This window comes from Bradyrhizobium sp. (assembly GCF_049512235.1).
Lineage (GTDB): Bacteria > Pseudomonadota > Alphaproteobacteria > Rhizobiales > Xanthobacteraceae > Bradyrhizobium.
In genome coordinates this window covers 1-11,958 of sequence record NZ_JBEKXH010000188.1, presented here as the reverse complement: position 1 = coordinate 11,958, position 11,958 = coordinate 1, and the positions used below count along the sequence as shown (strand labels likewise).

The following is an 11,958-nucleotide window of genomic DNA, read 5'->3' as shown; positions in this document are numbered from 1 at the left end:
AGCGACAAATGCCGACGGTCAGGCAAACTGAGAGATTTTCAGCCTGGCTGAAAGCTCTCCGCGACGTGCGGGGAAGGACAAAGATCCTTGCGCGGGTCCAGCGCCTGGAGGAGGGCAACGCCGGCGATGTGGCGCCGGTCGGGGATGGCGTGAGCGAGATGCGTATCCACTTCGGCCCGGGCTATCGCGTCTACTACGTCAACCGCGGTGGCGAGCTGATCCTGCTGCTTTGCGGCGGCGACAAGAGCAGCCAGCAACGCGATATCGAGGCGGCAAAGCAGCTTGCGCGAGAGGAAGATTAAACCATGCCAAAGACCACCGTGTTCGACGCGGCCGAATATCTCGACAGCCCAGAGATGATTGCGGAGTACCTCACCGAGGCGTTCGAGTCCGATGATGCGGCATTTATCGCCAAGGCGATCGGCACCGTCGCCCGTGTGCAGGGCATGGGTGCCGTCGCAGAGAGCGCCGGCGTGTCCCGTGAAAATCTTTACCGCGCGCTCAGTGGCGACACCAAGCCCGAATTTGAGACCATCCGGAAGGTCCTGGGTGCCCTCGGCGTGCAACTGGTGGCGAAGCCGCGGGCGGCGTAAGGCCAGCCGTCAGAACTATTGAATCGGATCTGCTTCTCCCCTCCCCCCGCGAAGCGTGCACTCTGAACGTCAGGAACAGTAACTTGTTGCCCTGAGATCTCTGAATATGCGGCCAATGAATCGGCATCGAAAGGCTTATATTTATCGCCTTGTTCGATGATGCGTCGCAATACCGCCTGTTGTAAGGGCGTCATGGCGGCCCATTGCGAATCGAATTCTTGCCAATATTGGTCTCGGACCACGAATGCCTGTTCGACCAGAGACGGTCGCGGCTCTTCCTCTCCGATCGATCCCATCGCGTATTCCCGGATCGCGGCTTGCAAAAGTTCGGGTCGAAACGCGACGACCTCAAACGACCGAACAACATCTTTCCTAACAAGTTGACGGTCATCTGCCAACCGGGTGTTTATGTAGTCCGTGTAGGCCTCAGCGAAGGAGCTCCCCAGCAAAGGAAAGTTCGTGATTGAGGCCCCGAAGAACGGCTGAGACCTTCCGAGCACAAGCGAAGCCAGTTTATCCCGATAAGATCCGGTAAAAACAAGTCCAAGTCGCACATTCGACGTATCGGTACCGACTGCGCCAATATTGAGCATGTCCCTTGCGGATTTCAGGCTGAACATTGCAGTAATGCCAGCTTGGCTTGTCAGCGCGTACTGTGCTTCGTCGATGATCAGAACGATTGGAAGTCCGGCACGTTTATCGAGATAGTCAAGAGCGTCGGCAATGGTCGCTCCGCCCGGTTTTCCAATCTTCTCGATATCGATCGCGAGCCAGGAACCAATGCCGATTTTTGACATCCCTGCGCTTCGCGCCAGTTTTAGAGCGCCTGCGTCATAATTTTGGATAGTCGACTTAATGCGTTCAGAAATAACCTCTCCAGGATCGCGGTCGCGATCCGCCCACAGGTCAACATAGACGGGGAGGACATCGCGTCCTTCCAGCTCAGGAATCAAGTCCGTCTTCAGAAACGTGCTTTTCCCGGTGCGACGTGGCGCAGCCAAGAACAGGCCGGAAGTTCCAGCAAGAGGATCTGTTCCGAGAGCTATGTCTGCCATGCGTCGCGCAAGCTCTTTTCGATGGAACACAAAGCTATTGGTCATTATATGCCTCAAATAGCAAGATAGACATAAATTATGGTATATTACATAAAATATCAACGAGTCCATCAAACTTGATCGCGCTTTGCCGTGTCCGGGTCACGGTGTCGAGCACAGCTTCGGGCAGTGGACCCATTCCATGGGTTCGGCCGCCGTAAACGGCAGTGACCCCGTGAGCATCTGGTAGAGCGTGACGCCGAGCGCGTAGAGGTCGCTGCGGGCGTCGATCGAGCGGTTCATGCGTCCGGTCTGCTCGGGCGCCATATAAGGAAGCGTGCCCGCAATCGACTCGGGTGGTGCGGGCACTTGCCGCTCGCGCGGCAGACGCGAAGCGATGCCGAAGCCGGTGAGCTTGATCTCTCCGGTCATGCCGTTAACCAGGATATTGGTCGGCCTGATGTCCTTGTGGACGAGACCGCGCCGGTGGACTCCGAAACCCGTCCGGTTCGGCGGTGACGTCGAAGTGGGCGGACCTGACGGATAGTCAGAGCCATAAAAGCTTCCTTTTCGAATTTTGCAATTGATTGCTGCAACGCAAAAGATAAGATCAATTGTTCGCTCGCGTTTGAGAGGCGCCTCGATGACTTCCGGTGACTTGGACTTGGTCGCTCGCGATGTCAGCGTCCAGTTCGAGGGCTTGAAAGCCTTGGCCAGGGTCACACTGGCCGTGAAGCGGGGACGCATCACCGGACTGATCGGCCCCAACGGCGCCGGGAAAACCACGCTCATCAATGTCTTGACCGGCTTTCTGCGGCCTGGCGCGGGAACTGTTGAACTGGAAGGTGAAGCGGTCAACGGCATTGCGGCTCACAAGCTGCGACGCAAGGGCGTGGCGCGCACTTTTCAATCAGGCCGCCTTTTTCGCGAGTTGCCGGTGGTGGACAACCTGGAGGTCACCGGCGTGGGCTTCGGCCTGACCCGGCGCGACGCGATCGCAGAGGCCGAGCGCGTAATGGACTGGCTCGGCATATCGCACCTTGCCGGTACAATCGCCGGCGCCCTGCCCTATACCGACGAGCGGCGCGTCGCCATCGGCCGGGCCATCATGTGCAATCCGCGCTATCTGCTGCTGGACGAGCCCGCCGCCGGCATGTCTGAACTTGAAAGCCACGATCTGGCGGCCATCATCAAACGGATTGCCGGGGAACTTGGAATCGGCGTGCTGCTGATCGAGCACAATATCGGTCTCGTGCTCGAACTGTGCGGTCGCATCTTCGTGCTCGACTCCGGCGAGATCATCGAAGCCGGTTCACCCGACCATATCCGCAACAGTGATGCGGTCCGGCATGCCTATATGGGAACGCAACGGGACGAGGTCATTTTAGCGCTTGCTGCTGCCGAGGCGGTCGCACCATGACATTGCTGGCCGTCGACGACCTCACGGTTCGCTATGGACGTTTGACAGCGTTGCGCGCCATCAGTCTGAAGATCGCCGAAGGCGAGATCCTGTTCGTGACGGGCCCCAATGGCGCCGGAAAGTCGACCTTGCTGAATGCGATCGCCGGCGTCGTGCCGCCGATCTCGGGATCCGTCACGATGGATGGCGCGGAGGTGAGGGGGGCTCCACCCGAGTCGATCGCGCGGCGGGGATTTTCGCTGGTGCCCGAGGGGCGCAACGTGTTTGGTGCGCTCAGCATCGAGGAGAATTTGAAGGTCGGAGCCGGCATGCGGAGCGACAGGCAGAAGGTTGCCGACGATCTTGAATCCGTCTACCGTGAATTCCCGATGTTGGCCGAGCGCCGCCACGCGCCAGCCGGCATGCTTTCTGGAGGTCAGCAGCAGATGCTCGTCATCGGCCGGGCGCTCATGACTTCGCCCCGCCTCATGGCTATCGACGAGCCATCGCTCGGACTTGCGCCCAAGATCATCGATCAGGTGTACGAAATCCTGATGCGGTTGCGAGCGCAGCGCAAGCTGACCCTGTTGATCGTCGAGCAAAGTTCGACGCGCGCCATGATGACCGGCGGGCGGATGATTCTCATGCGTGGCGGACGCATCGTGCTGGAGGGTGAGGCGGGTGACATGGTCAAGGACGAGCGCCTGAAGCAGGCGTATTTCGGCTTCGGAGACCATTGAAGATGACCGAAGTGCTGCAAATCGTCTTCGACGCGCTCAGTCTGGGTAGCCTTTACGCACTGGGCGCCCTCGGCATCGCGCTGATCTTCGGGGTGATGCGGCTGGTGAACTTCGCGCATGGCGATTTCATCGCCTTCTGCGTGTTCGCGATGCTGTGGCCGTCGATCAATGCGGCTGCCATCGTCTTCGCCGGCAACCTGCCATTCTACCTTCTCGTTCCGTTGCTGCTGCTTGTCGGAGCCGCGCTGTCGATGTTGTCGGAGGTGATCGTTTTTCACCGTTTCCGCAACACCAATCCGGCGACGATGATGATCGCTTCCTTTGCGCTGGGCTTTGCGATCCGGAATCTTTTGTTGATGCTTTATTCGAGCCGCCCGAAGTCGATCACGCTATGGCCGAGGCTCAGCCTGCCGGTCGAACTTTTCGGTGCCCGCATCCCGATGCTGCAGGTTGTCACGATCGCGATCACCTTGGCCGTCCTCGCCGCTCTTACGCTGTTCCTCAAACGGACGCGCTACGGTTTGGAGATGCGCGCTGCCGCGGATAACTTCACCATGGCCCGCATGCTCGGGGTGCGCGCTAATAGCGTCATTTTGCTGGCCTTTGCCATCAGCGGCATGCTGGCGGCGGCAATCGGGCTGATCCTGGCGACCAACTCCGGCACGGCGGATATCGGCATGGGCGCCAATGTGATGCTGATTGCCTTCATCGCCACGGTGATCGGTGGTCTGGGCAGCCTCCCGGGAGCCGTTGCCGCCGGTTTCCTGATCGGCGCCGCCAGCGTCGTGTTTCAGGCCACCCTGCCGCATGACGCCCGCGTCTTCCGCGATGCCTTTGTCTATGGCGCCGTGATCGTCGTCCTGCTGCTGCGCCCGCAAGGGTTGTTTGCACCCAAATCGGCCAAGCAGAGGGTGTGAGGCATGTCGCAACGTGCATCGGTTATGCGGCGAACGATTGTGATACCCCTCGTCCTGATCGTGGTGCTGCTCGCGATTGCGGCCTTGAGCTATCAATTCGGCAGCAGGGCCTTCAATCGCACCGTGGTCGAGATGTTCATCAACATCATGGTGGTCACAGGGCTTTACGTCTTCGTTGGCAATTCAGGCTTGTTGTCGTTCGGCCATATCAGTTTCATGTGCCTCGGCGCCTATATGACCGCTTGGCTCACCATTCCGCCCATGATGAAATCGGTCACACTCAAAGGCCTGCCCGCGTGGCTGCTACACACCCAGTTGCCGATGTGGGCCGCCACGCCGGTCTCGGGCGTGTTTGCGGCCCTGTTCGCACTCATTATTGGGCGCGTCATCATGGGCTTGTCGGGTATAGCGGCCTCGATCGCCACGTTCGGGTTGCTTGGCGTCGTCAATAACGTCTATTCGAACTGGGACTCGGTGACGGGCGGGCAAGGTTCGATCGTCGGTATCCCACCCACCATGAATGTCTGGGTCGGGTGGCTGGGTGCCGCAGCGGCCATCGTGATCGCTTATCTCTACTCGATTTCCCGCTCGGGCCTTGCGCTTCGCGCCACGCGGGACGAGGCAGTGGCCGCCAGCGCGTCCGGAATCGATATTGTCCGCGAGCGGTTGGTCGCCTTCGTCGTCAGCGCCTTCATCATCGGGCTCGCCGGCGCGCTCTACGCGCACTTCCTGAGCATCGTCAATCCGGGCTCGTTCTATCTGCGCACCACGTTCATCACCCTGTCTATGCTCGTGGTTGGCGGCATGTACAGCCTTAGTGGCGCCGTCGCCGGCGTGGTGGTGATTTCGGCGCTGATCGAGATGTTCCGCGACCTGGAAAGGGGCGTCACGCTCGGCGGTCTGACGATCGCGATCCCGAACGGCGTTCAGGAGATCGCGATCGGCATCATCACGATCGTCATACTGATGTTTCTGCCAAGCGGCCTCACCCGCAATCGGGAATTGTCCTGGAGCGGATGGCCGCTGCAACGGCGCCTGACCCCGCCGGTGCAAACTGCGTTAAGGAATTGACTGAAATCCTGTAGAGAAAACGGAGGACTAGCTGATGCGCTTCACGACACTACTAGGCATCCTGACCGCGGCAACCGCGCTGTGGAATACGCCGACACTCGCCGCCGACGAGATCGTCGTCGGCTTCGCTACCGCTGCATCTGGCTTCATGCAGGCCTATGACAAGCCGGCCCAGGATGCAGCCCTCATCCGCATCGACGAGATCAACAAGGCTGGTGGTCTGCTCGGCAAGAAGATCAAGGCCGTGTTTGCAGACACCAAGACCGATCAGGCCGAGGGCGCCAAGGCGGGTCTTGCGGTGCTCGATCAGGGTGCGGATTTGGTGGTCGTCTCGTGCGACTACGACTTCGGCGCTCCAGCGGCGCTGCAGGCACAAGCCGCCGGCAAGGTCTCCTTCTTCCTGTGCGCGGAGTCGATCAAGGCCGGCATCGCCGGCGTCGGTCCTTACTCGTTCTCCGCCTCGGTGCTGGCCGCGGTGCAGGGCGCGACCATGGCCGAATGGTCCTATACCAAGAAAAACGCCCGCAGCTTCTACCGGCTGCTCGACAGCTGGACCGTCTATAACAAGGGAATCTGCGACGGCTTCGACTGGGAGATGCCACATCTGAAGGACGCCGTGCTCGCCGGCAGCGACACCTTCAAGAACGATGACGCCTCGATCGCTTCCCAGATCACGCGCATCAAGAGCCTGCCGAAGGAACCCGATGCCATCATGCTCTGCACGATGATGCCCGGCGCCGTCTCCGCCATCAAGCAGATCCGGGCCGCCGGTATCAAGTCGATGATCCTCAACGGCTCGGGCGTCGATGGCAGTTATTGGCTGAGCGCCGTTCCGGATCTGTCCAACTTCTACGTACCGGTGCAGGGCTCGGTCTATGGCGACGACCCCAATCCGAAAGTCAACGAGTTCAACAAGAAGTACAAGGAAGTTACCGGTGGCGACCCTTCCAGCCAGTACGTCTATCCAGGGTATGTCATGATCGACCTCTGGGCCAAGGCCGTCGAGCGCGCCAAGACGACGGACGCCGCGCCGGTGGTGGCGGAGCTGGAGAAAATGACCAACGAGACCACGCTCTTCGGACCGCGCACCTTCAGCGCGGAACTGCACCATCAGAACCAGGGCCGCTACCTGATCGTCGATACCGAACATGGCAAGCCGAAAGTAGTCGATCAATGGACGATTTCGGAGAAGATCCCGGTCGACTATCTGGTGTCGAAGTAAGTCGGCAACATGCCGCCTCGGGCTCCCTGCGGAGCCTGCGGCGGCCTTTCTCTCGGCGGGGCAGAGCGCGAGGAAGTCGCGCGAATGTCCCGTACCGGGGATCTAGTGGTGATCTAGTTCTAGTGGACCGATTCCATGAAACCTATCATTTCAGGCTACGGGCATTGGCCTCTCACTCCCTCTCCCGCTCTTCGCGGGGGAGGGTGGGGTGGGGGCGCGGCATCGGCGGTGTTAGTTGCCTATGTAGCCGCGATACCCGATCGATGGATTTTCGCCCGGAGCTTCCCCCACCCCAGCCCTCCCCCGCGAAGTGCGGGAGAGGGAGCGCGGCATCGCAAGCTTCGATATGATCAGAACTTCGGAAACGCTGGTCTGGGGTCGGTTTGCGCATGCGCGCGCCAGTGCAGCGGCAGGTAATAAGGACGACAGGATATGGTCATCATCAATTGCGACATGGGCGAGGCCTTCGGCCTCTACAAGATGGGCGACGATGAGGGCCTGATGCCCCATATCGACGCCGCCAACGTGGCTTGCGGATTCCATGCCTCGGACTTCAATCACATGCGCAAGACCGTGCGCTTGGCCAAGCAGCATGGCGTCAAGGTCGGCGCCCATCCCTCGCTGCCCGATCTGCAGGGCTTTGGGCGGAGGGAGATGAAGATCGGCCGCGAAGAACTGACGAACTGCTTGCTCTACCAGATCGGTGCGCTGAAGGCGTTCCTGGACGCCGAAGACGTGGTGCTCAATCATATCAAGCCGCACGGCGCGCTCTATGGCATGGCGGCGCGGATGGAGGATATCGCCGAGGCTGTGGCTGATGCGGCCGAGGTCTACAAGGTGCCGCTGTTCGGCATGAAGGGCACGCTGCACGAGAGGGTGTATCGGCGCCGCGGTCATGCCTTCGTCGCCGAGTACTACGCCGATCTCGACTACAATGCCGAGGGTGGTCTCATCATCACGCGCGAACATGAGGCCAAGGATCCCGCCGATGCAGCGGCACGGTGCCTGAGAGCCTTGATCGAAGGCAAGACGCGCTCCGTGGCCGGGAATGACGTCACCGTGGGGGCCGACTCCATATGCATCCATTCCGACACACCCAATGCCGTCGCCATCACCGAGGCGGTTCGCGATGCAGTCCGTCCTTATCGCGCGGCGCGCTGATGCGCGGCCGGTCCCGGCCGAAACAATCAATGTACGAGGAATTCATGGCTAGACAGCAAATCTTTTCCCCCCTTCCAGGTATATTCTACCGCAAGCCGGCGCCGGACCAGCCCGCTTACAAATCCGACGGCGACACCATCGCGGAAGACGACACGATCGGCCTTATCGAGGTCATGAAGTCGTTCAACGAGGTGAAGGCAGGCGCAGCCGGCAAGATCGTCGGCTTCCTTGTCGAGAATGAGGATGCGGTGATGGCCGGTCAGCCGATCGCCGAGATCGACGTTTGAGGCATGCAAACTGTCCATGACGATCCATAAGCTCCTTATTGCCAATCGCGGCGAGATCGCTGTGCGCATCGTTCGCGCGGCGCGCGAGTTGGGCGTTGCGACCGTGCAGGTCTACAGCAAGCCCGACAAGGAGCAGCTTGCCGTTGAACTCGCTGACGAGTGCATCGAAATCGGACCTGCGCAGGCGTCGAAATCCTATCTCAATCGGGACGCGATCCTCGCCGCGGCCAAGGCCACCGGCGCCGACGCCATCCATCCGGGTTACGGATTTCTTGCCGAAAATGCCGATTTCGCCGCGGCGGTCGAGGCGGCGGGGCTCATCTTCGTGGGGCCGACGGCGCAGTCCATCCGCCTGATGGGCGACAAGGTCGCCGCCCGGGAAGCGGCGGCGGCGGCGGGCGTCCCCACCGTTCCGGGCAGCCGCGGCCGCCTGGAGTCTCCCGAGGCCGCGTTCGACTTGGTGAAGACGACCGGCTTTCCAGTGATGATCAAGGCAGCAGCGGGCGGCGGCGGCCGCGGTATCCGCATCGCGCGCTCGGCCGAGGAATTTCATCACCTGATGCCGCAGGCGCGGGCCGAGGCGCTGGCGGCCTTCGGCGACGGCGGGCTCTATGTCGAGAAGCTCATCGAAGGTGCGCGGCACATTGAGGTGCAGGTGCTGGGTGACGGCCAGGAGGTTATCCACTGCTTCGAGCGCGAGTGCTCGCTGCAGCGCCGCCGCCAGAAAGTCTGGGAGGAAGCGCCCTCGCCCTCGCTGACATCAGCCATTCGCGAGAAGCTCTGTTCGTCCGCGGTCGCGCTCGCCAAGGCGGTGCACTACCGCGGCGCCGGGACGCTCGAATATCTGTACGACGACCGCAGCCACGAATTTTACTTCCTGGAGATGAACACGCGCATCCAGGTCGAGCACCCGGTGACGGAGATGATCACCGGCATCGACCTGGTGCGCGAGATGATCCGGATCGCGGGCGGCGAACGCCTGCGGATCCGCCAGGATCAGGTGCGCATCAACGGCCACTCGATCGAGGTCCGTATCAACGCCGAGGATCCGGCGAAAGGTTTTTCGCCGAACCCGGGCACCGTGACTGCGCTCAGCGTGCCCGGTGGCAACGGGGTGCGTTTCGACAGCATGCTCTATGCCGGCTACACGGTGCCGCCGTTCTACGACAGCCTGCTCGGCAAGCTGATCGTCCACGACGAGGATCGCGCCAGTGCGATACGACGGCTCGATGGCGCCCTCGGTGAACTGAATGTCGAGGGCCTGGCGACGACCAAGCCCCTGCACCAGGCGCTTGCGCGCGACGCCGATGTGCAGGCCGGGCGCTTTCATACCGCCTGGCTCGAGCCATGGCTGGCATCGCATGCTGCAAGTCTTGCCGCACCAGCCTCAACAACCGGTGTGACGGCCGCAGCAGAGGCTGTTCCGGCAGTCCAGATCACTTCCACAACCGCAAGAGAATCCGCTCCGTCAGCAACAGGAGGCCAGTGACCCCATGCCAACTCGATTTTCCTTCGGCGGCGACGAGCACATCTTCGCCGAGGTGGATGAATCCATGTCGCTCGAGGCTTTCTTCAAGAGCCTCTTCATTACCAATGCGGTGCGCGACGCCAGGATCAAGGGCGTCACCGAGATCTGTCCGGCCAACGCCTCCTATCAGGTGAAGTTCGATCCGGATCTGATCAAGCCCGACGACATGCTCGCCGAACTGAAGCGGCTGGATTCGGCGGCCGAGAAGTCCGAGCCGGTGATCGCGACGCGGATCATCGAGATCCCCGTACTCTACAACGATCCCTGGACCCACGAGACGCTGATGCGCTTCCGCGAGCGTCATCAGGATCCCAGCGGAACCGATCTCGAATATGCGGCGCGCATCAACCATCTCGACGGCATAGACGCGTTCATCGCGGCGCATTCAAGCGCACCCTGGTTCGTCTCGATGGTCGGCTTTGTCGCCGGCCTGCCCTTCCTCTATCAGATGGTCGAACGCAAGCGGCAGATTCAGGCGCCGAAATATCTGCGCCCGCGAACCGATACCCCCAAGCTGACGGTCGGCCATGGCGGCTGCTTCAGCTGCATCTATTCGGTGCGCGGCGCCGGCGGCTACCAGATGTTCGGCATCACGCCGATGCCGATCTACGATCCCAATCAGAAAATCAGCTATCTCAGCGATTTCATGTGCCTGTTCAAACCGGGCGACATCGTGAAGTGGAAGCCGATCGACCGGGCGGCGTATGATGCCGCGGTCGCCGATGTCGAAGCGGGCCGTTTCGCGCCGATCATCCGCAATGTCTCGTTCTCGCTGACCGAGTTCAACCAGGACATCGACGGCTACAATCGTAAGCTCGAGGGGGTGCTCCATGGCCATTAAGGTTTTGAAGCCGGGTCTTGCGACCACCGTCCAGGATCTCGGGCGTCCCGGCTATTATCACATCGGCATCCCGCTGTCCGGCGGCATGGACCGGCATGCGCTCGCGGCCGCCAACCTGCTCGTGGGGAATGAGGAGGGCGCGGCGGTGCTTGAGGCTGTCTTCATGGGGCCGGAACTTGAGTTTAGCGATGACGCCATGGTCGCAGTCACGGGGGCCGAGCTGCCGCCCAGGCTCGATGGCGTTCCGCGCCAGACGTGGACCTCCTTCAAGGTGAAGCGCGGTCAAAAGCTTTCCTTCGATTTCCTGAAAAAGGGCGCGCGCGCCTACATTGCCGTCGCAGGCGGAATCGATGTGCCCATCGTTCTCGGCTCGCGCTCGACCTACGCGCTGGGCGCGCTTGGCGGCTTCAAGGGTCGAAAGCTCGAGGCCGGCGACGAGCTGCCGGTCGGTGCAGCTGCGAGCTCGGTCAAGGAGGGCCGCAACGTCGGCGAAGAATTGCGCGGCTTACCGATGGCGATGCCGACGGAGTTGCGCGTCATGCCCGGGCTTTACTGGCATCGCATCACCGATGCCGCTGGCCTTGGGTTCTTTTCGGATACCTGGAAGGTTGCTCCGGAAGCCGACCGGATCGGCTACCGCTTCAAGGGCGGCAAGCCGCTCGAGTTCGTGCCGCGTGAGCCACCATTCGGCGCGGGCTCCGATCCCTCCAACATCACCGATGCCTGCTATCCCTATGGCTCGATCCAGGTGCCCGGAGGCACGGAGCCGATCGTGCTGCATCGTGACGCGGTCTCAGGCGGTGGCTACTTCATGCTCGGCACGGTCATTTCGGCCGACATGGATCTGATCGGCCAGCTTCAGCCCAATATGCAGGTCAAGTTCGTCAAGGTCGAGATGGCTCAGGCGCTCGCGGCCCGCCACGCCCGTGCCGAGCTGCTGGCGAAGATCCGCTCGTCCCTGCAGTGATCGCCCTGATTTCACGGATGTGGCGGCGGATCGCGGTGAGGGAGTGCGGCGGCTGCATCTCCGCGCACGTTGGTCATCACCCGGCTTGACCGGGTGACCCAGTATTCCAGAGGATTCGCGATAAGCCGAGAAGCCGCGGCGTACTGGGTCGCCCGGTCAAGCCGGGCGATGACACTTCGGATGCCGCGAAAGACTAGT

General features: G+C 61.4%; 14 protein-coding genes and 1 pseudogene. 12 read left to right on the top strand and 3 right to left on the bottom strand.

The features are described 5' to 3' along the window. Nucleotides 1-8 precede the first annotated feature (8 nt). A complete protein-coding gene (locus ABSG20_RS18350; protein WP_423865929.1) occupies nt 9-302 on the top strand; it encodes a type II toxin-antitoxin system RelE/ParE family toxin in 294 nt (97 codons plus the stop codon). A gap of 3 nt (nt 303-305) precedes the next feature. Next, on the top strand, nt 306-593 hold the full coding sequence (locus tag ABSG20_RS18345; protein WP_423865928.1) for an addiction module antidote protein: 288 nt from the start codon (nt 306-308) through the stop codon (nt 591-593). Here the strand turns inward: ABSG20_RS18345 and ABSG20_RS18340 are convergent. Then, nucleotides 491-1,693, bottom strand: coding sequence for an ATP-binding protein (locus tag ABSG20_RS18340; protein WP_423865927.1), 1,203 nt, complete (start codon nt 1,691-1,693; stop codon nt 491-493). The two genes, ABSG20_RS18345 and ABSG20_RS18340, sit on opposite strands and share 103 nt — an antisense overlap. Before the next feature lie 120 nt (nt 1,694-1,813). Next, nucleotides 1,814-2,119, bottom strand: a pseudogene (locus ABSG20_RS18335) (serine/threonine protein kinase); the annotation flags it as partial. Between the two features lie 208 nt (nt 2,120-2,327). Between ABSG20_RS18335 and ABSG20_RS18330 the strand changes: the two are divergent. The 10 genes from ABSG20_RS18330 (at nt 2,328) to ABSG20_RS18285 (ending at nt 11,760) form a co-directional block, all read left to right on the top strand. Further along, a complete protein-coding gene (locus ABSG20_RS18330; protein ID WP_423865926.1) occupies nt 2,328-3,047 on the top strand; it encodes an ABC transporter ATP-binding protein in 720 nt (239 codons plus the stop codon). Then, complete coding sequence (locus ABSG20_RS18325) at nt 3,044-3,766, top strand: ABC transporter ATP-binding protein (protein ID WP_423865925.1); 723 nt, start codon at nt 3,044-3,046, stop codon at nt 3,764-3,766. Before ABSG20_RS18330 ends, ABSG20_RS18325 begins: the two co-directional genes overlap by 4 nt. Nucleotides 3,767-3,768: 2 nt before the next feature. After that, entirely contained in the window at nt 3,769-4,683 is a 915-nt protein-coding gene (locus tag ABSG20_RS18320) for a branched-chain amino acid ABC transporter permease (protein WP_423865924.1), read from the top strand. 39 nt (nt 4,684-4,722) lie between these two features. Beyond that, nucleotides 4,723-5,754, top strand: coding sequence for a branched-chain amino acid ABC transporter permease (locus tag ABSG20_RS18315; RefSeq protein WP_423865923.1), 1,032 nt, complete (start codon nt 4,723-4,725; stop codon nt 5,752-5,754). Between the two features lie 34 nt (nt 5,755-5,788). Next, nucleotides 5,789-6,976: an ABC transporter substrate-binding protein gene (locus ABSG20_RS18310; RefSeq protein ID WP_423865922.1), complete on the top strand. Its 1,188-nt coding sequence runs from the start codon at nt 5,789-5,791 to the stop codon at nt 6,974-6,976. 432 nt (nt 6,977-7,408) lie between these two features. Beyond that, nucleotides 7,409-8,137, top strand: coding sequence for a 5-oxoprolinase subunit PxpA (gene pxpA / locus ABSG20_RS18305; RefSeq protein WP_423865921.1), 729 nt, complete (start codon nt 7,409-7,411; stop codon nt 8,135-8,137). A gap of 44 nt (nt 8,138-8,181) precedes the next feature. Further along, nucleotides 8,182-8,424 (top strand): acetyl-CoA carboxylase, encoded by a 243-nt coding sequence (locus tag ABSG20_RS18300; RefSeq protein ID WP_423865920.1) that lies wholly within the window; start codon nt 8,182-8,184, stop codon nt 8,422-8,424. A 16-nt stretch (nt 8,425-8,440) separates the two neighbouring features. Beyond that, on the top strand, nt 8,441-9,913 hold the full coding sequence (locus ABSG20_RS18295; protein ID WP_423865919.1) for an acetyl-CoA carboxylase biotin carboxylase subunit: 1,473 nt from the start codon (nt 8,441-8,443) through the stop codon (nt 9,911-9,913). A gap of 4 nt (nt 9,914-9,917) precedes the next feature. Beyond that, complete coding sequence (locus ABSG20_RS18290; protein WP_423865918.1) at nt 9,918-10,793, top strand: 5-oxoprolinase subunit B family protein; 876 nt, start codon at nt 9,918-9,920, stop codon at nt 10,791-10,793. Next, on the top strand, nt 10,783-11,760 hold the full coding sequence (locus ABSG20_RS18285) for a 5-oxoprolinase subunit C family protein (protein ID WP_423865917.1): 978 nt from the start codon (nt 10,783-10,785) through the stop codon (nt 11,758-11,760). Before ABSG20_RS18290 ends, ABSG20_RS18285 begins: the two co-directional genes overlap by 11 nt. Before the next feature lie 11 nt (nt 11,761-11,771). Here ABSG20_RS18285 and ABSG20_RS18280 read toward each other — a convergent pair. Further along, nucleotides 11,772-11,958, bottom strand: a 187-nt coding sequence (locus tag ABSG20_RS18280; RefSeq protein ID WP_423865916.1) for a hypothetical protein, incomplete at its 5' end; no start/stop codon positions are given.

What these genes read in the sequence shown, in the direction of transcription:
- ABSG20_RS18350 (WP_423865929.1), top strand. Translation starts at nt 9, where the DNA reads ATGCCGACGGTCAGGCAAACTGAGAGATTTTCAGCCTGGCTGAAAGCT.
- ABSG20_RS18345 (WP_423865928.1), top strand. Translation starts at nt 306, where the DNA reads ATGCCAAAGACCACCGTGTTCGACGCGGCCGAATATCTCGACAGCCCA.
- ABSG20_RS18340 (WP_423865927.1), bottom strand. Translation starts at nt 1,693, where the DNA reads ATGACCAATAGCTTTGTGTTCCATCGAAAAGAGCTTGCGCGACGCATG.
- ABSG20_RS18325 (WP_423865925.1), top strand. Translation starts at nt 3,044, where the DNA reads ATGACATTGCTGGCCGTCGACGACCTCACGGTTCGCTATGGACGTTTG.
- ABSG20_RS18320 (WP_423865924.1), top strand. Translation starts at nt 3,769, where the DNA reads ATGACCGAAGTGCTGCAAATCGTCTTCGACGCGCTCAGTCTGGGTAGC.
- ABSG20_RS18310 (WP_423865922.1), top strand. Translation starts at nt 5,789, where the DNA reads ATGCGCTTCACGACACTACTAGGCATCCTGACCGCGGCAACCGCGCTG.
- pxpA (WP_423865921.1), top strand. Translation starts at nt 7,409, where the DNA reads ATGGTCATCATCAATTGCGACATGGGCGAGGCCTTCGGCCTCTACAAG.
- ABSG20_RS18300 (WP_423865920.1), top strand. Translation starts at nt 8,182, where the DNA reads ATGGCTAGACAGCAAATCTTTTCCCCCCTTCCAGGTATATTCTACCGC.
- ABSG20_RS18295 (WP_423865919.1), top strand. Translation starts at nt 8,441, where the DNA reads ATGACGATCCATAAGCTCCTTATTGCCAATCGCGGCGAGATCGCTGTG.
- ABSG20_RS18290 (WP_423865918.1), top strand. Translation starts at nt 9,918, where the DNA reads ATGCCAACTCGATTTTCCTTCGGCGGCGACGAGCACATCTTCGCCGAG.
- ABSG20_RS18285 (WP_423865917.1), top strand. Translation starts at nt 10,783, where the DNA reads ATGGCCATTAAGGTTTTGAAGCCGGGTCTTGCGACCACCGTCCAGGAT.